We start from the raw sequence: 23,206 nt of genomic DNA on the forward strand, positions 1-23,206 counted from the left end.
TGCGCCCGGCGGGGCCGGTCACAGCAGCTCCTTGTAGGTGTCGTAGTCGGCGTCCGGTTCGCCGGAGGGCCGGTAGTGGTCGGGGTGGCGGGAGCCGTCGCGCCACACGGGTTCGACGCGCAGTCCCATGCGCACCTCGTCGTACGGGATGCCGCCGATGCGTCCGTGGAGAGCCAGAGCGGCGCCGTCGAGGGCGATGTGGGCGTAGACGTAGGGAACCTCGATGTCGAGGCCCTTCGCCTTGATGTTGACGATGCAGAAGGTGGTGACCGTGCCGCGGGGGCCGACCTCGACCTGCTCCTCGGTGGCGACTCCGCAAGTGGGGCAGGCGCCGCGGGGCGGGACGTAGACCTTCCGGCAGGAGGGGCAGCGCTCGCCGAGGGTTCTGCGCCCGTCGAGCGCGGCGAGGTGGCGGCTCTGGGCGCGGCCGGGCGTGCAGGTGTAGTCGAGCCTGGCCGGGACGACGATGCCGGTGACGGGTTCGGGGAAGGCCCCGCTGTGGGGGTGCGGCGGGCCGGCGGGCTCGCCCTCGTACGGTTCGAAGCAGGCGATGTCGGTGATCGCTCCGGTGCGTTCGGCCGCCCACCGGACGCGTACGCGCATCCCGGTGCGCACGGCGTCGGGGCCGGGGGCGTCGAGGACGTGCAGCAGGGAGGTGTCCGCGCCGTCGAGGCGGACGAGCACCCAGGCGAAGGGGGTGGCGAGGGGCTGACGGGGCCGTGGCTGCCCGTTCCACGCCCAGGTGGTGACGGTGCCGGTGGCGCCCACCTCGACGAGGTCGCGGATCTCGTCGGCGGTGACGGGGTCGTACTCGACGGGCGGTACGAGGACCCGGCCGTCGACGGTGCGCACACCGAGCACCGTTCGTTCACGCAGGCCGGTCAGGAAGGCGCTCTGGACGGGGCCGAGGGACCGGGTGAAGGGGAACTCGACGACGAACGGAGCACGGAGCACGGGGGGCACGGGGCTCTCCTCTCAGGCGCGCCGGTAGACGGGGTCGCGCTTCTCGGCGAAGGCGAGGGCGCCTTCCTTGGCGTCGGCCGTGTCGAAGACCGGTCGGCCCCGCTCCAGTTCGGCGGCGAGTCCTTCGGCCTCCGTCATCTCCGCCGTCTCGTAGACCGCCGCCTTGACCGCCTCGACTGCGAGCGGGCCGCAGGCGTTGATCCGTTCCGTGATGCCGAGCGCGGCGTCGAGGGCGGTGCCGTCGGGGACGACGCGGCCGACGAGGCCTATGCGTTCGGCCTCGTGGGCGGTGTAGGGGCGGCCGGTGAGCAGCATCTCGAGGGCATGGGTGTGGTGGATCTGGCGCGGCAGCCGGACGGTCGATCCGCCGATCGGGAAGAGGCCCCGCCGGACCTCGAAGAGCCCGAAGGTGGCGCCCTTACCCGCGACCCTTATGTCCGTGCCCTGGAGGATCTCCGTGCCGCCTGCGACGCAGTATCCCTCGACGGCGGCGACGACCGGTTTCCTCGGCCGGTGGTGGCGGAGCATCGCCTTCCAGTGCAGGTCGGGGTCGGCCTTCATCCGATCGCGGTAGTGCTCCCCCGCCATGCCCCCGCCCGCCGCGAGGGCTTTGAGGTCCATGCCGGCGCAGAAGGAGCCGCCGGCCCCGGTGATCACCACGGAGCGCACGGTGTCGTCCGCGTCCGCGGCGAGCCATGCGTCGTACAGGCCGACGAGCATCGCGAGCGAGAGGGCGTTCTTCACCTCCGGGCGGTTCAAAGTGAGTATCAGCGTGGCGCCCTCGCGTTCCACGGTGAGGTGTTCGGTGCCCGTGCGGCCGCTGTGCCGTGCCATGTGCAACCTCCCGTCGCGGATCGGTCACGGGATCCGTCTCCGGACCCGTCACCGGATCTGGAACAGGTTGCAGCAGGCGGGTCGCCAGTTCAATAGTTTTCTGACTGTCAGTCAGATTTCCTGCCGGTGGCCCTTCCCAGTTGCGGGGACCGGCGCTCTAATGACGGCCGAGCCGCAGCGCACCGGGTTCACGTCGCGATGTCCCGCCGGGGTCAGGAGGAGCGGTGGAGTACAACCTTGCCGACCTGTTCGAATCGGTGGTCGATGCCGTGCCCGACCGCGAGGCACTCGTGTACGTCGACCACCCCGGCACCGGCGAGGAGCGCCGGCTCACCTACGCGGAACTCGACGCGGCGGCCAACCGTGTCGCCCACCATCTGCTCGACGCGGGCATCGCACCGGGCGAGCACCTGGGTCTGCATCTCTACAACGGGGTCGAGTACCTCCAGACCGTGCTGGGCTGCCTGAAGGCGCGGATCGTGCCGGTGAACGTCAACTACCGCTACGTCGCGGACGAGTTGGCCCACCTCTACCGCGACGCCGACCTCGCGGCGCTCGTCTTCGACGCGGAGTTCACCGAACGGGTGGCGGCGGCCCTGCCCCGCACGGAGAAGCTGCGGCACCTGCTGTGCGTGGGCACGCCGCCGGAGGGGGCGCCGCCCCTCGCCGCCGTGGCGTTCACCGAGGCCGAGGCCGCCGCCTCACCGCTGCGGGGCTTCGCCCGGCGCTCGGCCGACGACCTGTTCATCATCTACACCGGCGGCACCACGGGCATGCCCAAGGGCGTGATGTGGCGTCAGGAGGACCTGTTCTTCGCCGGGCTCGGCGGCGGCGCCCCGACGGGCGTGCCGGTGTCCCGGCCCGAGGAACTGGCCGAGCGGGTGGCCGCGGGCGGCGACGGGATCACCTTCTTCCCCACTCCCCCGCTGATGCACGGCACGTCGACACTCACCGCCTTCATCGGCTTCAACTTCGGCCAGCGGATCGTGATCCACCGCAAGTTCGTGCCGCACGAGGTGCTGCGCACCATCGAGCGGGAACGGGTCACCAGCGTGTCGCTGGTCGGGGACGCGATGCTGCGCCCGCTGATCGACGCGCTGAACGGGCCGCTGAAGGGGTGCGACCTGTCCTCGGTGTTCAGCGTCTCCAGTTCCGGGGCGATCATGTCGGACACCGTCCGCGAGCAGTTCACCGCGCTCGCCCCGAACGTTCTGCTTCTGAACAACTTCGGCTCCTCGGAATCCGGCTTCAACGGCACCGCGACGGACGACTCCGGCCCCGCCAACGGATTCCGGTTGCGTGTCAACGCCCGTACGGCGGTGGTCGATCCGGTCACCCACGAGCCGGTGCCACCGGGCGGTACGGGCCGGGTCGCCCAGCGCGGACACGTACCGCTCGGCTACTACAAGGATCCGGCGAAGTCCAAGGAGACCTTCTTCCGGCGCGGCGGCGAACGGTGGGTGCTCCTCGGTGACATGGCGACCGTGGACGAGGACGGCATCGTCACGGTGCTGGGCCGCGGCTCGCAGTGCATCAACACGGGTGGCGAAAAGGTGTACCCCGAGGAGGTCGAGCAGGCTCTCAAGTCCCATCCTGACGTGTACGACGCCCTGGTCGCCGGCGTCCCTGACCGCCGGTGGGGCAACCAGGTGACGGCCGTGGTCCAGCTCCGCGCGGGCGTGGCCGCACCGACTCTGGCCACGATCCAGTCCCACTGCCGCACCCGGCTGGCCGGCTACAAGATTCCGAGGCGGCTGGTGATAGCACCGGAGATCCAGCGCTCACCGAGCGGCAAGGCGGACTACCGGTGGGCGCGGGCGGTCGCCTCCGACGCCGCGGCGCTCGGCGACGGGCCCGCCGGGGCCGGTTCCTGACGCCCCGCTGCGCCCGCGCCCTTGGTGGCCCAACCACCCCTGGCAGCACGCCTTTTCACCGCCGATACGATGCCTGACGTGATCAACTCATCGGTGGTACTCGACGACGCAGGGGTCGCGACAGCGGCTGCACAGGCCGGCGCGGAGGTCGTGCGCGGCATGTACGGCCAAAGGCTCGCCCGTATCGACAAGGGCGCCGGAGACTTCGCCACCGCCGCCGACGTGGAGGCCGAGAAGGCGATCCTCGGCGTCCTCCGTGCCGCCCGCCCCGATGACGCCGTCCTTGGCGAGGAGGGCGGCCAGCAGGGTGCCAGGGAGGCCGCACGCCAGTGGCTGGTGGATCCCTTGTGCGGCACGCTTAACTACGCCGTCGGCAACATGGCGGTCGCCGTCAACGTGGCGCTGCGCGACGGGGCGGCGGCGGTGGCCGACCCGTTCTCCGGCGAGGTCTTCTTCACCGACGGCGAGAGCGCCCGGGTGCGGTCCCACGGTGCCGATGCCCTTCTGACGCCCACGTCAGCCACCCGCCTCGTGGATGTCAACCTGGACCCGCCGTTCCCCGGCGCGCCCGGCTTCCGCGCTGTCGACCTGCTGGCGGATCCCCGGTTCGTGGAATCGTTCCGGCCACGGGTCGTGTCCACCACGCTGGCGTTGGCCTGGGTCGCCGCCGGCAAGCGCGCCGCATACGTCACCGACGGCGGCGACCTGTCCGGGAGCGTGCATTTCGCCGCCGGCATCGCCTTGTGCCGGGCAGCAGGCTGCGTGGTCACAGGAGTCGACGGGGCCCCGGTCGGCCCGGCGGGACGCGGGCTCGTCGCGGCCGCCGACCGTGAGACCCATCATCTGCTGATGTCGATGATCCGCGGCTGAAGTCGGCGCGGGCGGCCACCCGGCACTCGGCGGTCCCGTACACGGTGGCGGCGACGGCCCATCGGGATGCCCGGCAGCGAACGCGACGGCCCGGCGACATCGGCGAGATCCGCCGGGCCGGGCCGCGCCTTCGGGCCCGACATGACGGGACTCGGCCCGTGAGGCTCGTGCGGGTGCTCGAGCGAGCGGCGGTCAGTCGTCCGTGCCCGGCAGGATGCGCTCGCCGTTGAAGACGCCGAGCCGTTCCCTGTACAGCTCGAGCGGTACGCCGTTGGGGTCACGGATGTAGAGGCTGTCCTCGACGCCACGGTCGGGGCCCAGGTACTCGATGCCCGCCGCGTCCAGCGCCCCCCGGGCGGCGGAGAACTGCCGCGCGTCGACCGAGAGCGCCAGGTGCTGCACCCCGCCGACCGTCTCGGTGGCGGGCGGGTGGTCGTGACCGGGGAAGTCGAAGAAGCCCAGCAGGTTGTTGTTGCCGATGTCGAAGAAGAAGTGGGTGGAGCCGCGGTAGTCCCGGTTCTCGACGATCTCCACGAGGGGGAACCCCAGGAACTCCTGGTAGAAGCGGACGGTCTCCTCCACGTCACGGCAGATGAAGGCCACATGGTGGACGCCGTTCGCCGTGGTCGCGGGCCGGTCGCCCGCTTCGCGCAGGTAGCGCCGTCGCACGTCCTCCCGACGGGCACGCACGGCCTCCAGTTCGGCTCCCTCTGGCTGAGGCATCGCGGACTCCTTCACGTGGGTTGATTGCGGCATTCAACTTCCCGTCCCGCAATCTTCCCCGCAACCGCCCGCGAAGCGCTCCCCCTGGCGACGGCGGCGGCCGCAATCGTCCGGATGCACCAGTGCGGTGTGCAGCGGGACGCGCCGATAAGATCCCGAACTCCTTCAGCGCGGTCAGGAAGTCCTCCGGGCAGCTCTCGTGCACCAGGTGTCCCGCGTCGATGGTCACGAGCCGCCCTCCCGGGGCCCGGTCGGCCAACTCGGCGAGCTGGTTCTGTGACATGGCTGGTCGGACCGCCGACGATGACCAGGGTAGGCGACGTGACTCTTCAGAGAGGCCGAGGAGAAGCGCGGGCGGCAGGCGGCAGCCCGCGCCGGCCGACAGCGGACAGCCGCTAACCGGGCCGAGGGGAACAGCGAGGAGCTGTGGGCCGAAGCGAAGAGGCGGCGTGCGTCGATTCCGCCGGGCCAGCCGCTGCTGACCGATCACCACTCCTACTCCCGCGAGCTCGGATTCCGCGAGCAGACGTTCGCCATGGAAGGGCGGGCCGTCGCCGAAGGAGAGCGGGCAGCAAAGCTGAACCGCCGCGCGGAGGCAGCGGAGAACTACACGAGCCGCCGTGAAGCGGTGGGAACCACACGCCGCCGCACGGAGGGCCTCGAGAGGGATCTCCGGCAGCTGCTCCGCCGCATCGAGAGTGCCCACCAGGGCGCAGCGCCCCGTGAGGACGCAGTGGAGCTGGAACGCCGTGCAGCGGAGATCCGCGAGGAACTCGCCCACCGGCGCCACGTGCTGGATGACGCGGTGGCAGGCGGGCGGAAGGTGTGGACACAGGACGACTTCACACCCGGCGATTTCGCGCACGTCTGCGGGCGGTGGTACGAGGTCCTGAAGGTCAACGCCCGGTCCTTGACGCTGCCTCCCGGCCCGCTCGATATCCGGCGGGTTGTCACCCGCGCCGACGCAGCCCCCGGCCGCAGCTCCCGGGTGACCCACCGGGCGGCGCACCCCGGGCGAAATGGCGGCTGCGCAGACGGCGGTAGACCTCTGAACCCGCACTGGCCGCGGTATGGGGATCTTTCAATGAAAGTACCGAGTGCCGCTCTTGATCCCCGCTTCGCTGCTCGTCCAGCCAAGGGGGCGGCGATCTTCGGTGGCCGAGGAGGTCCGAAGCGGGTATCAGTCGAGGACCGTTGCCAGGATCAGCGTCTCGAAGATGAGGTAGGCCAGTAGCGAGAAGGGAATGGCGGTCAGGAGAGTCAGTGCGCGTTCCTTGTGGGTGCGGCCCATGAGCAGCGCCACGAGGACCAGAATGGCGAGGCAGGCCCATGCCTGGGGGGCGTAGTGCAGGACCCAGGCGTAGTGGATGGCCTCCATGCCGAAAACGCCCGCGAGGGCGGCGAGGCCGATGACGCGGTGGCGTGGGCTGAGGCCCCGCCACCAGGAGCCCGCCACCCCGAACAGGGGTCCGGCGATGAACGCCATACCCAGCCAGACGAGTGGAGCGAGCAAAGAGCCCATGCCGTCCCGCGCGACCTCCGCGTAGCAGTAGTAACCGACGACGAGACCGGACTCGGCGCACAGGCCCGCGACGGCGGCCGCGGGCAGGCGGACCTGCCGGACCAGCAGTGCGCCGGCGGCGAACGCGGCGACGGACCAGACCGCACCGGAGTTGGGGATCTGATTCCAGGCCCCCGGAAGCCAGCCCTGGGCCAGGTTGGTCAGGACGCCGAGGAGGAGTCCTCCGGCGAATGCCGACGCCGTTGCGTAGACCCAGACTCGTCCGCTCGTCTCGGGCGCCGACGCGGTGGCTGGGGACGCGTTCATGGTGGTGGTGCTCACTGTCTCTTTCGAGGGCTGCGAGGCTCACGCCCCTTGGGTCAGTTGTAAGGATGCACGGGGCCAGCGGTGCGTTCCCTTGACCTGCTCCGCCCCGGCTCCGCCGATGTGGTTAGCGCCCAAGGCTCCCAAAAAGTGGGGAAATGAGGTGAGCGGGTCCGGCCCGCGCCTGAGCGAGGGGTGGGGATTTCAAAGATCCCCACCAGCGGCGCACCCGGCCCGGTAGAGGCGCCGGTCGCCGGGTGTAGGGATGCGGTGCGGGCCAGGTCCGGGGCGGCGTCCGGCCAGGTGGCCGCTCATGAGCATGGTCATCGACCGCAGCACCATCGCACCGGCCGTCGCAGAGGTCCGGCAGGTGCGATGTCGGTCACTCGATCAGTCGGATCCCGGCAGGCGTGCGGCGAGCACTAATTTTGGCATGTCCATAAAAGGACGCAGGGGTGGCCGTGGCTGCGGACCTGTGTCGGGGGCCTGCGCGGCTCCGGGGAGATGGGGCTGTGCCGTGACCGCTGACCAGTACAAGAGCGCGACACCTGATGCCGGTACGCATCCGAAGCGGCGGGGGAAGCTCGTCGCCGTGCTCGTCGCCGCTCTGGCGGTCGTGGCCGTGGGCGGGTGGGGCCTGTGGTCTTTCCTCATGCCCATGTATCAGAGCCGTGATGACCCGTACAGCGTGCTGCCCCGCAGCGAGGCCCTCCTCAACGGCGAAGACCAGGAGGCCCGCAGGCTGAGCAGCGTTCTGCGCAAACAGGCCGAGACCCATTTGCCCGAGAGCAGTTGGGTGCGCTGGGAGTCGAACGGCATGGGCGATGTCCAGCTGGACGTGAAGTACGAGCTGCACACCGCGACTGCCGGCGCCCCGGGGCGGGAGGTCGCCGCCGCCTGGCTGGACGACCGGATCGCCCATGCCGAGGAGCACTTCGTGGAGGTCGTCGAGGTTCCCCGTCTTGGGGACGCTGCGGTGGAGACGTGGACAGTGGCGGGGTACGAGGTGTCCGTCTGCAGCGGGAACGCGACGATCCACGTCACGTACGGCGCCTACGGGGTCAGGAGCGGCACTGAGAGGGCATTCTGAACCGGTATGACCGATTCCCGTAGTTGGCTTGTGCCAGGCGCTGTCCTGGCGGTCACGTGGTCCTTCGGCGGCTTCTACAGTGTCCCGAGGTAAAGGGGGCGGGCAGGGACGATAGATCAGAAGGGCTGACTCAAGAACGTGGTGCGGATCGAGCGATTGGCGGACCTGAAGCCCGTTCACCAGCGTCAGGCGGCCGTCCTGGCCCTGTGGCGGTGGCGCGCGCCGATACTTGCGTTCGAATTGGATGCAGAGTGGGGCGTCGACCAGTCCGTGCTGGAGTCGCTGTTCCGACTGGCAGCATCACCCCCTGGTGAACAGTCGGATCGCGCATACCGGCGAGCAATCGCCGAGCTGTGCACGGCCCCGCTCTTCACGTCTGAAGTCGACCCGGACACGGTCCAGCTCTTCCAGTTGGAGACCATCAGCAACCTGCTGACCTTCGGCGAACTGCTGGACAAGCCTGGCGTGGACGAAGTCGAGCGAGTGGTCGAAGCCTCGGCCGGTCTGGCGAACTACCTCGACGGTCTCGTCGAGGGCTCCTTCTACTCCCACCCCTCGGAGGAAGCCCACCACCAGTACCTCGCCGACCTGGCGGACCGGGCGAGCGAGGGCTATTTCGCGTCGCGCCACTTCGCTGTCGAGACCGCCTGCCACGGTGCTCTCGGGGTTCTCCCCGATTCCGCAGGGCTGCCCGACTCGTCCACGGGTCGCGAGTTGCTCGCGCTCTGCGAGGACTTCGGCGAAGAGCTCGTCACAACGATGCAGTGGCTCCGCATGACGGGTCACTAGCGATCGCGTCGTGAGCCGGATGGCGAGTGCGGCAGCCGTGACTGACGGGTGGCATGAAACGGAGAGCTGCTACGGGCGGCGCTGGATGAACAGGCCCGGTTCGGTCTCGGCGAGGACGCCCAGGCTGACCAGGCGCTTGAGCTTGTGCCGGGTACTCTCGATGTTCTTCGGCTTTAGCGGGAGGTCCAGGGCCTGGCACAGGTCGCGGGCACGCATCGGTCCAGCAGCGTCGGCGAAGACGTCGAGGATCTGCTGGTAGGCCGGGTGGGCCGGCAGGACAGGCGGCTCCTCGGCTGGCTCCGGAGTCGCTGGCGGGAGGGCGAGGAGCGTCTTACGGGTCACCGCCAGGCTCTCGATCTCCTCATCGAGTTCACGCAGGCGCGCGGTGAGCTCGTCCATCTGCGCACGGATCTGCGCTGCATCGCCGACGAGCTCGCGTTCGCGTGCGTCGATCCGCTCCAGAAGCGGCGTGACCTGGTCATCCATGCGGTCACCCGCGCCAGGTGGGCGTGGTCTGGCCGGTGAGCCGGCGTGTTATCACGTCGATCATGGCCCAGCGCACCCTGGACTCCGAGGACTTCGGCCTGCTCTCGTAGTCCCGCACGAGCCGCCGGAACAGCATGAGGATGCCGAGCGTCTGCTCCACGATCCACCTCTTGGCCTGCGGGACGAAGCCAGCGCCCTTGTCCGCGGGGTTGCGTTCGACGATCTCGACGTCGATGCCGGCCCTTGCGCCGTGCTCGACGACCGTCTTCTTGAAACCCTGGTCGACCAGAGCCTTCTTGATGGTGCCGATGGGGGCGACCTGGCCGAGCAGCGCGATGCCGAACGCGTTGTCGTGGGCGCTTGCGGCCAGCACGGTGACGGCGATGACCAGGCCGAGGACGTGTTCGAGCACGTCGGCGACCTCTTCGCGCAGTGCCGCGGTGTCGGCCTCGGTGCCGTGCACCAGGACGACGAAGTCATCCGCGTAGCGGACGACCCGCCATGTCGGTTGACCCTTGCGGCGCCGGTAGGCGCGTTTGCCTTCGGTGGCCATCGCCCCACCTGGTTCCCATGGCCCGTGCAGGTGCTCATCGAGCGCCGACAGGGCGATGTTCGCCAGCAGCGGGGAGAGGATGCCGCCTTGCGGAGTGCCGGTCAGCGTCTCCTTGTTCTCGCCGAGTTCCGTGAGGACACCGGCTTTGAGGAAGGCTTTGACCAGCGTCAGGACACGCTTGTCCTTCACCCGGCGACGCACTCGGTCCATCAGGGCCGTGTGGTCGATCGAGTCGAAGCACGCCTCGATGTCCGCATCCAGCACCCAGCGATATCCCCGGGTGCCGAAATAGTGGATCTCGGCGATCGCGTCCTGGGCCCGCCGTCGGGGCCGGAACCCATAAGAGACCGGCTTGAAGTCGGCCTCGAAGATCGGTTCCAGCACCAGTTTCAGCGCCGCCTGAACGACCCGGTCCGCGATCGTCGGAATCCCGAGCTTGCGAACCTTGCCCGAGCCTCCCGGCTTGGGAATGCTGCGTTCCCGCACCGGCAGAGGACGGAACGAACCGCCCTTAACAGCGGCCCGCAGGTCGTTCAGAAATCCGGGGACACCGATGGACTCCTCGACGTCGGTGGCGGTCAGGCCGTCGACGCCGGGAGTCCGGGCTCCCCGGTTGCCCGCGACCCGGTCGAACGCCACCATCAGCGTCGCCGGGTCGTGCACGAAGTTGAACAGGTCATCGAACCGGCGGCCGGGGTCGGCCACCGCCCAACGGTGAAGCTTGGTCTGCATCTCCAGTACCCGGGCCCGAGGGCCCGGGGCTCCGCCATTCGGCGGGGCGTCTTCCGGCATTGCAGCGTCCTTCCCTTCTCGATACCGCTGCCGCCCTTCCCCATGCGGCCGGCTTTCCCGGCCTCGGAGTACTACGGCGGCTCCGCCCCGTCCCGGACCGATCGGCGGTCGATGCGCCCAGCCCCGGCAGCCTGCTGGAGACAGGTGGCGGGGCGAGGTTCGGGACGGTTCCCGTGTTCACTGTGGTTCGCTCGACGAAGGAGGAGCCCGACTGTGTCCCTGCGGTATCGCCACGAGTACGCCGCAGACATTCCTCGTGGCCTCCCGGCCAGCTTTCGTAAACCGACCCAGGAGTTGTCAGACCACCCGAAAGGATGACCCGAGTACGCACCGCTTCCGGCCCAAGATCCACCAGGTTCGAGCCGGAGTTTGTTAAGAGACGTAAGACGCCGGTTCCTCGCGTACTCCTCTCCATCACGCTTGCCGGACCCGCCCCATCTGGCAGTACTGGACACGTCCCGGCGTTGTCAGGGCCGCTCTCGCCCTCCCCGGCATCACCCGGCTCAGGCTGCCCTCAGCTTCAACCCGACTGCTGCGACAGCGGGTTGGTGCAGGTCTTTCACCTCCACTCGAACCAACAGCGCCTCACGGCGCAAACAGAAGTTGAGCCAGAACCCGAGAACGGGCAGCAGATCTTCACCACTTCGGGAGGCACCCCGCGTACCGAGGATTCGAACGGTGGCGCTACACACCGTGCTGTTGCATGGTCTCGTGCAGCGGATGAAAAACGTGTTGGCCGGTCCGCCGCTGAACTGTGACGATGCCCTCTGTTTCCTTACGGAGGATGCTTGTTCGTTTTCGTGTGCGCCGGCTGTGGGGCCAGGCTGACCGTCCCGTTGTCCCAGGTCGCGCTGCCCGGCCCACGCTCATCAGAAGTACGGGAACGGGATCCAGCTCCCGGTTCTCATGGAGTCGGGCACGTTCGCCGTGGACCCGGAACCCTGGGGGCCACCGTGCCTACGGCCGCAGCTTCACGGCGACGCTGGGATAGGGGCGGCCTGCCGAAACGGCCGGCGGCGCGCCGGCGTCTGAACGGGGGCGTCGGCCGGCGCTCCACGAGCGCCCGCTGTGGGAGCGGCGCCCAAGGGGCCTGGGCTCCCAGCCCCTTGATCCGCGGCGTGAGGGTGGCGCAACCGAACTTCCCACGTTGCCTAACAGCCGGGAAACCGCCCGGTACGGCGATTGGACTAGCTTCGTGACGCATGAGGGCGTGGGAGCCGGTACGTCAGCTGCTCGGCAGGCTTGGCGCAATCGGCAGAGACAGGTCGGACAAGGGCGTTTCAGCGCGCCGTCACGGTGGCCGAACGGCTCCCGGCCGTCGGCCGATGACCGGCTGGCGCAGTATCCGGGGCCGGGTGGCGGTGGTCATCACCGTCCCGATCTGCCTGCTGCTTGCGGTGTCCGGTCTCGCCGTGCAGGACCGCGCCGAGGCCCTCGGTGATGCCCGGACGACCCGTACCGAGGTCGGCCTCAGCCTGCGACTCCAGGGCCTCGTGCACCAGCTGCAACGCGAACGCGGCCTGACCAGCGGCCTGTTGGGCGGCGAGAAGGAGTTCCGCCCAACGCTGGCCGCTACGCGCAAGCGCGTCGACACGGCCCTGCGTGAAATGCGCCGTGACAGCGCCGTCGAGCGTGTCGTCCGACGGCACTTGGGGCGCCTCGCCGCCATCCGCACCGCTGCCGACAGGGGCACCGCCGACAGGGCTGGCACCTTCGCCTTCTACACCACGGCCGTCGACGCCCTCAACGCCGTCGACCCCGTGGCGGAGAACGCAACCGGTGCCGACCGGCAACTGCGCGACGGACTTGCGGCGTTGAGGGAGCTGGCCGCGGCCAAGGAATCCGTCGCTCTCGAACGCGGACTTCTCAACGGCGTATTCGCCAAAGGCGCCTTCCAGGGCCGCGAGTACCTCGCCTTCACCGAGGTGCGCGCCACGCGCGTCGCCGCCCTGGCCCGCTTCCGGCAGGTGGCCACCGCAACCCAGCTCGCCGCTCTGAAGCACGCCTTCGCAACCGAGGACGCCAAACGCGCCACCGCGTACGAGAATCGGGCGGAGGACGCCGCCGACGGCCCCGTACCGCATGCCGACGCCGGCACCTGGTGGGACGCGATGACCGTACTCGTCGACGATCTGTACGCCGTGCAGCAGTCGGTCGGTCACGATGCACGGAACCGGGCCGACCGGCTCAGCCACAACGCCGAGACGGGCCTCGCCGCCTACCTCGTCGCGGGAACGCTCATGACCGCGCTCGTCGCGGGCCTCGCCGCTTTCGCCTCCCGTTCCCTCACGCGCCCGCTCGGCGCACTCGCCGAGGCCGCCCACAACGTGGCGCGGCACCGGCTGCCCACGACCGTCGCCCGTATCCAGCAGTCCCCACAGGACCATGCGGAGCTCCTCCTGGCGATGGACGCCCCGGACAACCCCGATGCGCAGCTGCTGCGCGGCACGGCAGAGATCGCCGAGGTCGCAGCTTCCCTGCACCAGGTGGAACACACCGCCCTCCGCCTCGCCGCAGAGCAGGCCGGACTGCGCCGCACCACCACCGAATCGCTCGCCAATCTCGGCCGCCGCAACCAGAACCTCGTGCGTCGTCAGCTCAGGCTCATCACAAGGCTGGAACGACAGGAACTCGACCCGGACGCCCTGGCCGAGCTCTTCGAGCTCGACCACCTCGCCACCCGCATGCGGCGCAACGCCGAGAACCTGCTGGTCCTGGCGGGCCAGAATCCACCGCAGCCCACGGCAGCACCGGCCGGCAGCCTGGAAGTCGTCCAGTCCGCCGTCGCCGAGGTCGAGCAGTACCGGCGGGTGCTGATCGCGACCGTGGAGCCGGTGCGGCTGCGCGGGCACGCCGTCGCCGATGTCGCCCACCTCCTTGCCGAACTCATCGAGAACGGCCTGACTTTCTCGCCACCGACCGAACCGGTCGAGGTGCACGGCTGGTACGACACCGAGGACGACACGTACTGCTTCGCCGTCGTCGACCACGGCGTCGGCATGTCCTGGGCCGACAAGGAACGTGCCCACGCCCGCTTCTCCGACTCCCGGGAGGAGGCCCTCATCGCCACGCCCACCCGATTCCTCGGCCACCTCGTCGTCGGTCGACTCGCCCACCGCCTCGGGGAAGGCACCCGAGTCCACCTCTTCGACACCACCGGCGGCGGCCTGTCCGCGCTCCTCGCGCTCCCCGGGCGCCTGCTCGCCCCCGCGGAGAGTCCCTCCGCCTCACCCCCGCCCGCCCGGCCCGCCGTCTCCTCCCTGCTCAACGGCTTCAGAGCAGGTGTCGCTCATGCCGAGGCCCGAACCACTTAAGGAGCGTCATCGTGACCACCGCCGTCCATAATTTCGGCTGGCTCATCTCGGAGTTCGTACGCACCGCCGACGGCGTCACCGACGCCGTCGCCGTCTCCTCCGACGGCCTGCTCATGGCAGCCTCGGACAGCCTCGGCCGAGATCGGGCCGATCACCTCGCCGCCATCGTCTCCGGTATCACCAGCCTCGCCCAGAACGCTGCGACGGCACACGGCTTCCACGGCATGAAACTCGTCATGATCGAAATGCTCGGCGGCTTCCTCATGGTCGGTCGTATCCGCGACGGAAGCTGCCTCGGCGTCCTGGCCGCCGAGGGGTGCGACGTCGGCCTGATCGGCTACGAAATGACCGTGCTCGCCGACCGCGCAGGCGAACTGCTCACCCCCCAGTTGGTACGCGAACTCCACTGCGCGCCTGTGGCTGCGGGATAGTTGCGGGCGATGGGGCCCCACCCGAGTTGCTCAGGACCGGCATGAGCCAGGCGGGCACGGTCGGTGCGCCGCCGACCGGAGAACGCCACGCTCGTTCATGCACATCACGCGATGCAACTTGCCCACTGTGCACGGCGCGTGCGCGCCACGGCGCGGCGGGGCAGGGCGCACGCCGACCGTGGCCACGAGCCGGTCGTACATGCCCGGGAGTGGGCCGGTGGCGTCGACCGTCTCGACCTGGGGGGACAGCTCGAGTTGCCCGAGCCGGTAGCGGGCGGCGTTCACGAGGTAGTCGTCGATGTCCACGCTGGTGACCAGGTCGTCGCCCAGGCGCAGCGCGGCCAGGGCGGTGCCGTAGCCGGAGCAGGTGCCGACGTCGAGCAGCTGGTCGCCGTCCGTGATGCGGGCGTGCTGGAACATGCGCACGATCAGGCTCGGCAGGGTCGCCGATGAGGTCGGAGTTCCCTGCGGCAGGCCGCCCGCTTCGGCGAGGTCGGCGTGGTGCGGGCCGACGCGGGTGATCAGCGACCGGTCTGCGTACGCGGCGGCGATCCGCTGCTTCGGGTCCGCGTGTCCGTCGTGGAGTTGCCAGCCGTCGCCGGTACGCTGCCACCAGCGGGTGAGGACAGTGCGGGCCGCACGTCCTCGTACAGGTCGCTCTCGTCCAGTTGCTCGCCTCGCCCGGCAGCCTCACGGGCTTCGTACTCGGCTGCGATGTCGATTTCTGGGCGCAGCAGTCTCAGCGCATCTGCGTTGTCGCGTCCCTGTACGGTGACGGCGCCCACCAAGGCGGCGACGGTGTGACGGGGCGCTCCGAGCCAGTCCGCCCATGAGGCCCAGTAGCGGTCGTCCCGAGTCAGGGTCTCTCCGACGTCGAACACGATGGTCTCAATCACGGGGGCAGCCTATGGCACACCAGTCAGCCGATGTGCTGCTCCCACGGCTAGCGAAGTATCGAGCCATTTCAATCTCGGTGCCGCTGGGGTCATCCGAGTCTGCCATCATCTCCTGCCCCACGACGATCGCACCGTCCTGCTCCAGGCGCTCACAGACCACGTTCTGCTGCTCGGAGTCCGTTGCGTCCCATGCCGTGTCCCACGCGACTTTGTTGCCAGCGTCCTCGAAGATCTCGTCCTTGCGACTGGCGAGGACTTCCCCGACGGCTTCCCCATACTCGTCTGACGTGAGGTCTTGGCACTCAGGGTCGCCCGAAGCGTCGCGGTTCTGCCCAGCCTCGAAATTCCGCTCCAGCAAAGCCTTGCAGTCGTGGATGTCGTGGGCCCGCGATGGCGAAGCGCTGACGCTTGGGATGCTGCTGGGCTTTGCCACCGTACCGGTTCCAGTGCCGCAGCCGGTCAGCATCCCGATGAGAAGTGCCACGCCGATCAACGCGGCGAGGTTCCGGAAGGTTCGATTACGCATGGTTCCCTCTTCAGGAGACGTGGCCGCGTACGTCGTCGCCGAACAGGCCGTCGGTGTAGGTGACGTACCTCGGGGTGAAGGCACCCTTGCCGGTGATGACGCCTGTGGCCTTCTCGCCCGGAGCGAGGTCCATGCTGTCGATCTGGTCCTTGTCCTCGCCGTACTCGGCACTGTGCTTCGTGCCGGTGGTGTCGGTGATTGCGAAGTACAGCGGGCTGACGCGGATCGTCTCGTCGCTGTTGTTGACGACGGTGACCAGGACGCTGGTGAATTCGCCGCCGCCGTGAAAGACACCCGGCTTGAATGTGGTCCTCTTCGCGGTGACTTGCACGCGGGCGGGCGGCTCCGGTTCGGCTGCCGGCTTGTTGGCGGGCTTCGCGTCGCCCTGCGCGGGCTGCTTCTTGGCCGCCTCCGACGTGATGGGCTTCTTCGTGCCGGTGCTGCTGTCGCTGACGGCCGCCCCAAGGCCCAGTAGCAGGAAGAGTCCGCCGAAGACGCTGCCGAGGACGATGGCGACGATCGCGCCGCCGGACATGCCCTTCTTCGGGGGCGGAGGCGGCTGGTAGGGCGCGGGACCCTGCCGATATGGGCCCGGGTACGGCTGGTGGGGCTGACGGCCGTACGGCTGGTTCGGGCCTGGGTACTGGTCGCTCACAGGGACGTTTCCTTCTTCGAAGGTGGCTTGCAGGACCTGTGGGGGAAGTGTGAAATCTACCGTTGTTGCCGAGGGTTCGGGCCGGTTCGTGTGCAACTCCGGCTGCGGCCGCCCCCGGTGGCCGCAGCACATGCTAGGCGGGTTCACCGTGCCGGCTTCCGGGGCGGGATGACCGAACAGTCGGTGATGGTGGGCGCGACGCCGACCGGCACGACCCCGGCCGCCCACGCGCTGCGGTAGGCGCCGGCGACGATGCTCACCGCGGTGGCGACGGCGGCCCAGGCGGTCATGCCGGTGCGGGTCAGGGTGGCGAGGTCGTGGCGCAGCTGGTCGTCGATCTCGAGCTCGAGGCGCGCGCCGTCGGGTGCGCCGGCTTCTGGGGGTGGCGCAGCGGCCTGCGCCGATTCCGGCTCGGGTGGCGCATCACCATGCGCCGGCTCAGTCTCGGGTGGCGCTTCTGGCGCAGGGCTTCGATGTCGCGGCGCACGGTGTCCTTGCCAACTTGCGGGCGGGCTGCCCGGTCTCCTGGTCGTCGCAGGCGTCATTGATGCACCAGACGCGCGGCTTGTCGTCGTCGGCGCGGCCATACACGGTGGCTGCCCGCAGGCGAGGCACAGGGCGTGCTGGAAGTGGACGGACGGGCCGCGGAGTCCAAGAAAGGTGAGAACGGTGCCGTGCCAGCGGGCGACGGTGCGCGTGACGTCAGGAAGCCGGCCCGTGGCTTCGGCGCCCGGCGGTATCGCGCGGAGCGCCCGATACCAGGGCTGCTCGTGCGTAAATTGCCGCAGCTCCACGTCGAGCCCCACGGCCTCGCTCTTGATGCGCAGGAACCAGCTGACGGCCTCGAGCGAGGTAGGCGGCCTCGAGCCCGGCGCTGCGTGCCCTCCGGCGGACGGCTGGCGGGTGCGCATGCCGAGCGTGTCGAAGCGGTGGATGAGGCCGGGCAGGTTGCCGCCGGGATTCTTGTCGTCGCCGCGGTAGCGCTCGAGCAGGTCGGCGACCAGACGGTCAAGTTCGAGCATCGTCCGCCTTCTCTTCGAGGATCCCGAGGTGGATGGCCAGGCGGCGCAGTGCGAGCGCGGGCCAGATGGTGAGGACGATGACGTATGCCGCGGCGACGACTCCGACGGCCAGCGCTACCGGCAGCCCGGTCATAGCCGGGTTCTTCTCCGCGTGTTGCTCAGGAACGCCTGAGGACGCCTTCGACGGTCGGGACCTGCGGCATGGCGCCGTCCGCGCACGGGCCGCGGGTTCCCGCTGCGGATCCGAGTCCGGCCACGGTCTACGTCTGCTCGGCGGCCTCGCCCGCGCCGGCGCTGACCAGCCCGGTCTCGTAGGCGACGATGACGGCCTGGACACGGTCGCGCAGTCCGAGCTTGGCGAGGATCCGGGCGACGTGGGTCTTGACGGTCGCCTCGGCCAGGTGGAGGCGGGTGGCGAGTTCGGCGTTGCTCAGTCCGCGGGCCAGCAGGCCGAGGACCTCCAGTTCGCGCGGGGTGAGCGACGCGAGGTCGCGGTGGAGGGAGGCGGTGTCGGTGCCGCGCTGCGTGAACCGCTGCACGAGGCGGCGGGTGATGGCGGGCGCGAGGAGAGCGTCGCCGGTGCGGACCGTGCGGACGGCCGCGGTCAGATGCTCGGGGGTGACGTCCTTGAGGAGGAAGCCGCTGGCCCCGGCGGACAGTGCCGCGTAGACGTACCGGTCGAGGTCGAAGGTGGTCAGGATGATCACGCGGGGTTCACCGGGGGCTCCGGTGAGGATGCGGCGGGTGGCCTCCAGACCGTCCATCTCGGGCATCCGGACGTCCATCAGGACCACGTCGGGACGTGTGCGGCGGACCGCTTCGACCGCTTCGGCCCCGTTGGTCGCCTCGGCTACGACGTCGATGCCGTCGGCGCCGAGGATCAACCGGAATCCGGTGCGGACCAGGGTCTGGTCGTCGGCGAGCAGCACACGCGGCGGCTCGGTCACGGCGCCTCCAAGGGGATCAGGGCCTCCACACGGTAGCCGCCGGTCAGGCGCCGGCCGGTGTTCAGTGTTCCGTCGTGGACGGCGAGGCGCTCACGCAGGCCGATCAGGCCCCGGCCGCCTCCGGCGGCCGCGCCCGGCTGTCCTCCGGTGTCGGTGACTTCCACCCGCAGCCGCTGCGGCCCGTATTCGACGGTCACGGCGGCGCTGGCGCCGGACGCGTGCTTCACGGTGTTGGTCAGGGCTTCCTGGACCACGCGGTAGGCGGCGAGTTCGAGACCGGGCGGGAGGGGACGAGGCGGTCCGGTCACGTTCAGGTCGACGGGCAGCCCGGTGTCGCGGACCCGTGCGACCAGCGTTTCCAGCTGGTCAAGTCCTGGTTGCGGGGCGGGCACCGCCGCCGTGTCGGCCAGGTCGGCGTCCGCGTCCGTCCCCTCGCCCTCGTCGGCCATGGTGAGCAGTCCCATGACGTGGCGCAGTTCGGTCATGGCGGCCCGCCCGCCCGCCTCGACGGCGAGCAGCGCCTCGCCGGCCTGTTCGGGGGAGGTTCTCATGATCTTGCGGGCGGCGCCTGCCTGGATGATCATCACGCTGACGTTGTGGGTGACGACGTCGTGCAGTTCGCGGGCGATCCTGGCCCGTTCGTGCTCGACGGCCCGGCGCAGCGCCTCGGCCTGTTCGCGTTCCAGGGCGGAGAGCCGGATGCGGCCCTCGTCGGTCCGCAGTTTCCAGGTACGCAGGCCGACGGCGGCCACGGCCATCGGGACCAGGATCAGCAGGGCGATGTATTGGTTGGGGACGATCGGTGTCACCGAGTTCCCCGAGGTGCCGACCAGGACTACCGACACCGGCAGCGCCGCCAGGGTCGCCACCCGGTAAGGGCTGTACACGGCGGCGCTGTAGACGGCGATGACGAACGCGTAGAAGGTCAGCCGTCCGACGCTCGGCGGTGTCGCCAGTGTCGCGGCCGTCACGATGCACAGCACGGCGAGCGGACAGCGGCGGCGAAGCGCCAGAGCACCCGACGCGATGGCGGCGAGGGCCACCATGAGGGCCAGGCCGCCGGGGCCGGACGGGCGCGGCACGACGCGTTCCACGCCGGGTGCGATCTCCCGAACCACGACGTTGTCGACGTTGTCGATGCCGTAGTAGACGGTGATGATTCCGAGGGCCAGTGCCACCAGCGCGTCGAACTGCCAGGCGCGCCGGGTGGGCCGCAGCGGTGGACCGCTCGGAAGCCCTGCGTCGCGGACCGCCCGGCGGGCGGCTTCCCACAGTCGCGCCGGCGTCGTAAGTGCGTCCCTCACCGGTTCATTGTCGCCGCCGCGCGGACCCGCGGAGTCCGTCCCTGTGGTCATTACCGACCGCACCGGATACATCGCCCGCCTACATCGCAGGGATGACGTTTCCGGGGCTCGTCCCAGCGCGGTACCGGAATGGGTCCGGCCGGGCGACGCGTGCGGGCGGGGCCCGCTCCTAGCGTTCACACAGCCAACTGCCCGTACGCAAGGAGCCTTTTATGACCATGCCGGTGATCGAACTGCGCGAGGTGAGCCGCCGGTACGACGACGGTCCGCCCGCTCTGCACGAGGCGTCGCTGACCGTGCGGCCCGGCGAGGCCGTCGCGGTCCTCGGCCCTTCCGGCAGCGGCAAGTCCACGCTGCTCAACCTGATCGCGGGCCTGGACCGGCCCGATTCGGGGACCGTCACCGTGGACGGGGTGCGGGTGGACCGGCTGGGCGAAGCCGGATCGGCGCTGTTCCGGAGGTCGAAGATCGGCATGGTCTTCCAGTTCTTCAACCTGCTCGACGATCTGACCGTGGCCGACAACGTCGTCCTGCCCGCGCGCCTCGCTGGTGCGGCACGTGGCAAGGCGGACCGCCGGGCGGCGGAACTCCTGGAACTGCTCGGCCTCGACCGGCACGCCGGCGCCTACCCAGGGCGGCTGTCCGGCGGCGAGCGGCAGCGCGTCGCGGTGGCCCGGGCGTTGATGAACCGGCCGGCTCTGCTCCTGGCCGACGAACCGACCGGGGCTCTGGACACGGCCGCCGGACAGGACGTCAGCAGGCTGCTCACCGGCCTCCACGCCGAGGGCCAGACCATCGTCGTGGTCACCCACGACCTGGCGCTGGCCCGTTCCTGCACGAACCGTACGGTCCGGATCGCCGACGGCCGGATCACCGAAGACGTCCGGTCGCAGGCCGTCCCCCCGGAGGCCGTCCGATGAGCGCGCTCGGCAAGGTGGTGCGCTCCGGGGTGGGACGACGCCGGGTGCAGACGCTGGTGATCGGACTCGCCACGATGATGGCGGTGGCGGCCTCCGTCCTCGGCGGATCGCTGCTCGTGGTCTCCGGCGCGCCCTTCGACGACGCGTTCGCCAGGCAGCACGGCGCGCATCTGTCCGTGGGGTTCGACCCGGGCAAGGTGAGCGCCGAGCAGTTGTCGAAGTCCAAGGACGCCGAAGGGGTGAGCGTTGCGGCCGGGCCGTTCCGTACGGCTACCGTCACGCCGCGGTCGGACGGGGCGGGCCCCGCTTGGCCGATGACCGTGGTCGGCCGGGACGATCCCGGCCGGGACGTTGACGAGGTGGCCCTGCTCGAGGGGCGGTGGCCGGCGCACCCGGGCGAGATCGTGCTCTCCGCCGGCTCCTCCATCGTCCCGGCCCCGGGCATGAAGATCGCCTTCCCCGATCTGTCCGGAGGTCCGACGCTGACGGTGGTCGGTGTGGCCCGCTCGGTCACCAGCACCGCAGACGCCTGGGTGGTTCCGTCCCAGATGCCGGCGCTCACCGCGCCTGGCAGCGGCGGCTACCAGATGCTCTACCGGTTCTCCGACGCGAACACCGCCGCGCAGATCGCCGCAGGCGGCAGGGCCGTGACGGAATCCCTGCCGCCCGGAAGCGCGGTCGGCGAACAGTCATGGCTGACCGTCAAGGAGACCGCCGAGCGCGACACCGCCGTCTATGTCCCGTTCCTCGTCGCGTTCGGCGCTCTGGGTCTGGTCATGTCGGTGCTCATCGTCGGCAACGTCGTCGCTTCGGCCGTCGGAACGGGAACCCGCCGTATCGGCATCCTCAAGGCCGTCGGCCTCACCCCGTCCCAGGTCGTGCGGGCCTATGTGGGTCAGGCGCTGATCCCGGCCGTCGTCGGCACGGCCCTCGGTGTCCTCGCCGGCCATCTGCTCGCCGTCCCCGTACTGGCCGAGACGGAGGACGTCTACGGCACCTCGTCCCTGGCTGTCGCTCCCCGGGTCGACCTTGCGGTGATCGCCGGGGTGCTCGGCCTGGTGGCGGCCACCGCGTGGGCGAGCGCCTGGCGGGCCGGCCGGCTGCGTACGGTCGACGCGCTCGCCGTCGGGCGTACCGCTTCGGCGGGGCGCGGCCGGTGGGCGGCCCGACTGGCCGGACGGCTGTCGTTGCCGCAGCCGGTCGCGTTGGGCCTGGCCCGGCCCTTCGCCCGGCCCGCCCGCGCGCTGGCCATGGGGACCGCGATCCTGTTCGGCGCCGTCGCCGTCACGTTCACCGTGGGGTTGGGCGCCTCGCTCGGGCAGGTGATGAAAGCGCGGGCCCACGACGCGGCCGATGTAGTCGTGCCCGCGCCCGTGCCGGACTTCGGACGTGGGGGCCCTGGCCCCGCGAAGCAGCCCAAGGCCGATCCCGTCGCGGTCGCCGCGGCCATCGGGGCCGCGGCCGGGACCGGGAAGCACTACAGCGCCGCGAAGGTACGGGCCACCGTGTCCGGTGCGACCGGCATCGTCGACGTGATCGCCTTCACCGGCGACGCCTCGTGGGGCGGCTACACGATGGTCTCGGGCCGCTGGACGGACAGGCCCGGCGAGGCCGTGGTCCCGACCCCCTTCCTGACCACTACCGGCACCGGCATCGGAGACACCGTCACTTTGAACGGCCTGGCAGAACCGGTCACGGTCCGGATCGTCGGTGAGGTCCTCGACCCCCGTAACGACGGGATGCAGGTCTTCACCGACGTCTCGACGATCGAGGCCGCACATCCCGACCTGACGGAGACGAGCCATCACATCGCGGTCACGTCAGGCACCGGCGTGACCGGCTACGTCGACGCGCTGAACAGGGACCTGGCACCACTGGGGGTCTCCGCCCGGGCCGGCGGGCTCGACGGCGGCGGCGACATGGTCGTCACGCTCAACGCGCTGTCCGCGATCCTCACGCTGATGCTCGTCGCCGTCGCCGCGCTCGGCGTTCTGAACGGAGTGCTGCTCGACACCCGCGAGCGCGTCCGGGAGATCGGGGTCCACAAGGCCCTCGGCATGACCCCTCGGCAGACCGTCGCGATGGTCCTCACCTCGGTCGTCGTGACCGGACTGGTCGCGGGCGCGCTGGGCGTGCCGCTCGGCATGGCCCTGCACGGCTGGGTCGTCCCCGCGATGGGTGACAGCGTGGGGCTCCGCCTTCCCGGTTCGGTCATCGCCGTCTACCACGGGGCGGAACTCCTCCCGCTGGCGCTCGGCGGCCTGCTCATCGCCACTCTGGGAGCGCTCCTGCCCGCCGGCTGGGCCGCCAGGGCGCGAACCGCCACGGCCCTGCGCACCGAATAGGAGGTCGGGCTCCTGCCTCCGGCCCCACGGCAGGAGCGGTGGGCCCG

At 70.3% G+C, this 23,206-nt stretch carries 20 protein-coding genes and 4 pseudogenes; 9 read left to right on the forward strand and 15 right to left on the reverse strand.

The genetic code is table 11. The features are described 5' to 3' along the window. Positions 1 to 18: 18 nt before the first annotated feature. Positions 19 to 963: a Zn-ribbon domain-containing OB-fold protein gene (locus tag MDN94_RS31950; protein WP_482729332.1), complete on the reverse strand. Its 945-nt coding sequence runs from the start codon at positions 961 to 963 to the stop codon at positions 19 to 21. Positions 964 to 975: 12 nt separating this feature from the next. After that, complete coding sequence (locus MDN94_RS31955; protein ID WP_482729333.1) at positions 976 to 1,797, reverse strand: crotonase/enoyl-CoA hydratase family protein; 822 nt, start codon at positions 1,795 to 1,797, stop codon at positions 976 to 978. Positions 1,798 to 2,021: 224 nt separating this feature from the next. On the opposite strand from MDN94_RS31955, the gene MDN94_RS31960 reads away from it, so the two are divergent. Together MDN94_RS31960 and MDN94_RS31965 are read left to right on the forward strand one after the other, a co-directional pair. Then, positions 2,022 to 3,671 carry an acyl-CoA synthetase gene (locus MDN94_RS31960; protein ID WP_482729334.1) on the forward strand — a complete coding sequence of 550 codons (1,650 nt, stop codon included), beginning with the start codon at positions 2,022 to 2,024 and terminating at the stop codon, positions 3,669 to 3,671. A gap of 69 nt (positions 3,672 to 3,740) precedes the next feature. Beyond that, positions 3,741 to 4,541: an inositol monophosphatase family protein gene (locus tag MDN94_RS31965; protein ID WP_482729335.1), complete on the forward strand. Its 801-nt coding sequence runs from the start codon at positions 3,741 to 3,743 to the stop codon at positions 4,539 to 4,541. 192 nt (positions 4,542 to 4,733) lie between these two features. Here MDN94_RS31965 and MDN94_RS31970 read toward each other — a convergent pair whose 3' ends face one another. Further along, complete coding sequence (locus MDN94_RS31970; protein ID WP_482729336.1) at positions 4,734 to 5,264, reverse strand: VOC family protein; 531 nt, start codon at positions 5,262 to 5,264, stop codon at positions 4,734 to 4,736. A 367-nt stretch (positions 5,265 to 5,631) separates the two neighbouring features. On the opposite strand from MDN94_RS31970, the pseudogene MDN94_RS31975 reads away from it, so the two are divergent. Further along, positions 5,632 to 6,498: pseudogene (locus MDN94_RS31975) on the forward strand (DUF3560 domain-containing protein); the annotation flags it as partial. Here the strand turns inward: MDN94_RS31975 and MDN94_RS31980 are convergent. Then, entirely contained in the window at positions 6,445 to 7,092 is a 648-nt protein-coding gene (locus MDN94_RS31980) for a DUF6518 family protein (RefSeq protein ID WP_482729337.1), read from the reverse strand. The pseudogene MDN94_RS31975 and the gene MDN94_RS31980 overlap by 54 nt on opposite strands. Before the next feature lie 514 nt (positions 7,093 to 7,606). On the opposite strand from MDN94_RS31980, the gene MDN94_RS31985 reads away from it, so the two are divergent. Further along, positions 7,607 to 8,179, forward strand: coding sequence for a hypothetical protein (locus MDN94_RS31985; protein ID WP_482729338.1), 573 nt, complete (start codon positions 7,607 to 7,609; stop codon positions 8,177 to 8,179). A 138-nt stretch (positions 8,180 to 8,317) separates the two neighbouring features. Next, the gene (locus tag MDN94_RS31990; protein ID WP_482729339.1) at positions 8,318 to 8,968 is read left to right on the forward strand and encodes a hypothetical protein; all 651 of its coding nucleotides are present in this window, start codon (positions 8,318 to 8,320) and stop codon (positions 8,966 to 8,968) included. A 69-nt stretch (positions 8,969 to 9,037) separates the two neighbouring features. Here the strand turns inward: MDN94_RS31990 and MDN94_RS31995 are convergent, their stop codons facing one another. The 3 genes and pseudogenes from MDN94_RS31995 to MDN94_RS32005 form a co-directional block, all read right to left on the reverse strand. Next, on the reverse strand, positions 9,038 to 9,454 hold the full coding sequence (locus MDN94_RS31995; RefSeq protein WP_482729340.1) for a hypothetical protein: 417 nt from the start codon (positions 9,452 to 9,454) through the stop codon (positions 9,038 to 9,040). Between the two features lie 4 nt (positions 9,455 to 9,458). After that, a pseudogene (locus MDN94_RS32000) lies at positions 9,459 to 9,854 on the reverse strand (transposase family protein); the annotation flags it as partial. 15 nt (positions 9,855 to 9,869) lie between these two features. Beyond that, a pseudogene (locus MDN94_RS32005) lies at positions 9,870 to 10,799 on the reverse strand (reverse transcriptase domain-containing protein); the annotation flags it as partial. A gap of 1,325 nt (positions 10,800 to 12,124) precedes the next feature. Between MDN94_RS32005 and MDN94_RS32010 the strand changes: the two are divergent. Continuing rightward, on the forward strand, positions 12,125 to 14,113 hold the full coding sequence (locus tag MDN94_RS32010; protein ID WP_482729341.1) for a sensor histidine kinase: 1,989 nt from the start codon (positions 12,125 to 12,127) through the stop codon (positions 14,111 to 14,113). Between the two features lie 11 nt (positions 14,114 to 14,124). Beyond that, positions 14,125 to 14,544 (forward strand): roadblock/LC7 domain-containing protein, encoded by a 420-nt coding sequence (locus MDN94_RS32015; RefSeq protein WP_467664785.1) that lies wholly within the window; start codon positions 14,125 to 14,127, stop codon positions 14,542 to 14,544. A gap of 30 nt (positions 14,545 to 14,574) precedes the next feature. Here MDN94_RS32015 and MDN94_RS32020 read toward each other — a convergent pair whose 3' ends face one another. The 8 genes and pseudogenes from MDN94_RS32020 to MDN94_RS32055 form a co-directional block, all read right to left on the reverse strand. Further along, a complete protein-coding gene (locus tag MDN94_RS32020; RefSeq protein WP_482729830.1) occupies positions 14,575 to 15,096 on the reverse strand; it encodes a 50S ribosomal protein L11 methyltransferase in 522 nt (173 codons plus the stop codon). Between the two features lie 26 nt (positions 15,097 to 15,122). Continuing rightward, a pseudogene (locus MDN94_RS32025) lies at positions 15,123 to 15,440 on the reverse strand (HAD family hydrolase); the annotation flags it as partial. Beyond that, positions 15,433 to 15,966, reverse strand: a complete 534-nt coding sequence (locus MDN94_RS32030; RefSeq protein WP_482729342.1) for a hypothetical protein — start codon at positions 15,964 to 15,966, stop codon at positions 15,433 to 15,435. The gene MDN94_RS32030 and the pseudogene MDN94_RS32025, both read right to left, overlap by 8 nt. A 10-nt stretch (positions 15,967 to 15,976) precedes the next feature. After that, complete coding sequence (locus MDN94_RS32035; RefSeq protein ID WP_482729343.1) at positions 15,977 to 16,621, reverse strand: DUF4352 domain-containing protein; 645 nt, start codon at positions 16,619 to 16,621, stop codon at positions 15,977 to 15,979. Positions 16,622 to 16,764: 143 nt separating this feature from the next. Then, complete coding sequence (locus MDN94_RS32040) at positions 16,765 to 17,643, reverse strand: hypothetical protein (protein ID WP_482729344.1); 879 nt, start codon at positions 17,641 to 17,643, stop codon at positions 16,765 to 16,767. After that, entirely contained in the window at positions 17,630 to 17,776 is a 147-nt protein-coding gene (locus tag MDN94_RS32045) for a hypothetical protein (RefSeq protein ID WP_482729345.1), read from the reverse strand. Before MDN94_RS32045 ends, MDN94_RS32040 begins: the two co-directional genes overlap by 14 nt. 127 nt (positions 17,777 to 17,903) lie before the next feature. Beyond that, entirely contained in the window at positions 17,904 to 18,590 is a 687-nt protein-coding gene (locus MDN94_RS32050) for a response regulator (RefSeq protein ID WP_482729346.1), read from the reverse strand. Further along, a complete protein-coding gene (locus MDN94_RS32055) occupies positions 18,587 to 19,864 on the reverse strand; it encodes a sensor histidine kinase (protein WP_482729831.1) in 1,278 nt (425 codons plus the stop codon). The genes MDN94_RS32050 and MDN94_RS32055 overlap by 4 nt, the downstream gene beginning before the upstream one ends. Before the next feature lie 242 nt (positions 19,865 to 20,106). On the opposite strand from MDN94_RS32055, the gene MDN94_RS32060 reads away from it, so the two are divergent. Both MDN94_RS32060 and MDN94_RS32065 read left to right on the forward strand, forming a co-directional pair. After that, positions 20,107 to 20,814, forward strand: a complete 708-nt coding sequence (locus tag MDN94_RS32060; protein WP_482729347.1) for an ABC transporter ATP-binding protein — start codon at positions 20,107 to 20,109, stop codon at positions 20,812 to 20,814. Then, entirely contained in the window at positions 20,811 to 23,159 is a 2,349-nt protein-coding gene (locus MDN94_RS32065; protein WP_482729348.1) for an ABC transporter permease, read from the forward strand. Before MDN94_RS32060 ends, MDN94_RS32065 begins: the two co-directional genes overlap by 4 nt. The last annotated feature ends 47 nt before the right edge of the window (positions 23,160 to 23,206 follow it).

The sequence above is a fragment of the Streptomyces sp. WAC00040 genome, from assembly GCF_056835925.1.

What these genes read in the sequence shown, in the direction of transcription:
- MDN94_RS31955 (WP_482729333.1), bottom strand. Translation starts at nt 1,797, where the DNA reads ATGGCACGGCACAGCGGCCGCACGGGCACCGAACACCTCACCGTGGAA.
- MDN94_RS31965 (WP_482729335.1), top strand. Translation starts at nt 3,741, where the DNA reads ATGCCTGACGTGATCAACTCATCGGTGGTACTCGACGACGCAGGGGTC.
- MDN94_RS31970 (WP_482729336.1), bottom strand. Translation starts at nt 5,264, where the DNA reads ATGCCTCAGCCAGAGGGAGCCGAACTGGAGGCCGTGCGTGCCCGTCGG.
- MDN94_RS31980 (WP_482729337.1), bottom strand. Translation starts at nt 7,092, where the DNA reads ATGAACGCGTCCCCAGCCACCGCGTCGGCGCCCGAGACGAGCGGACGA.
- MDN94_RS31995 (WP_482729340.1), bottom strand. Translation starts at nt 9,454, where the DNA reads ATGGATGACCAGGTCACGCCGCTTCTGGAGCGGATCGACGCACGCGAA.
- MDN94_RS32010 (WP_482729341.1), top strand. Translation starts at nt 12,125, where the DNA reads ATGACCGGCTGGCGCAGTATCCGGGGCCGGGTGGCGGTGGTCATCACC.
- MDN94_RS32030 (WP_482729342.1), bottom strand. Translation starts at nt 15,966, where the DNA reads ATGCGTAATCGAACCTTCCGGAACCTCGCCGCGTTGATCGGCGTGGCA.
- MDN94_RS32040 (WP_482729344.1), bottom strand. Translation starts at nt 17,643, where the DNA reads ATGCTCGAACTTGACCGTCTGGTCGCCGACCTGCTCGAGCGCTACCGC.
- MDN94_RS32045 (WP_482729345.1), bottom strand. Translation starts at nt 17,776, where the DNA reads ATGACCGGGCTGCCGGTAGCGCTGGCCGTCGGAGTCGTCGCCGCGGCA.
- MDN94_RS32060 (WP_482729347.1), top strand. Translation starts at nt 20,107, where the DNA reads ATGACCATGCCGGTGATCGAACTGCGCGAGGTGAGCCGCCGGTACGAC.
- MDN94_RS32065 (WP_482729348.1), top strand. Translation starts at nt 20,811, where the DNA reads ATGAGCGCGCTCGGCAAGGTGGTGCGCTCCGGGGTGGGACGACGCCGG.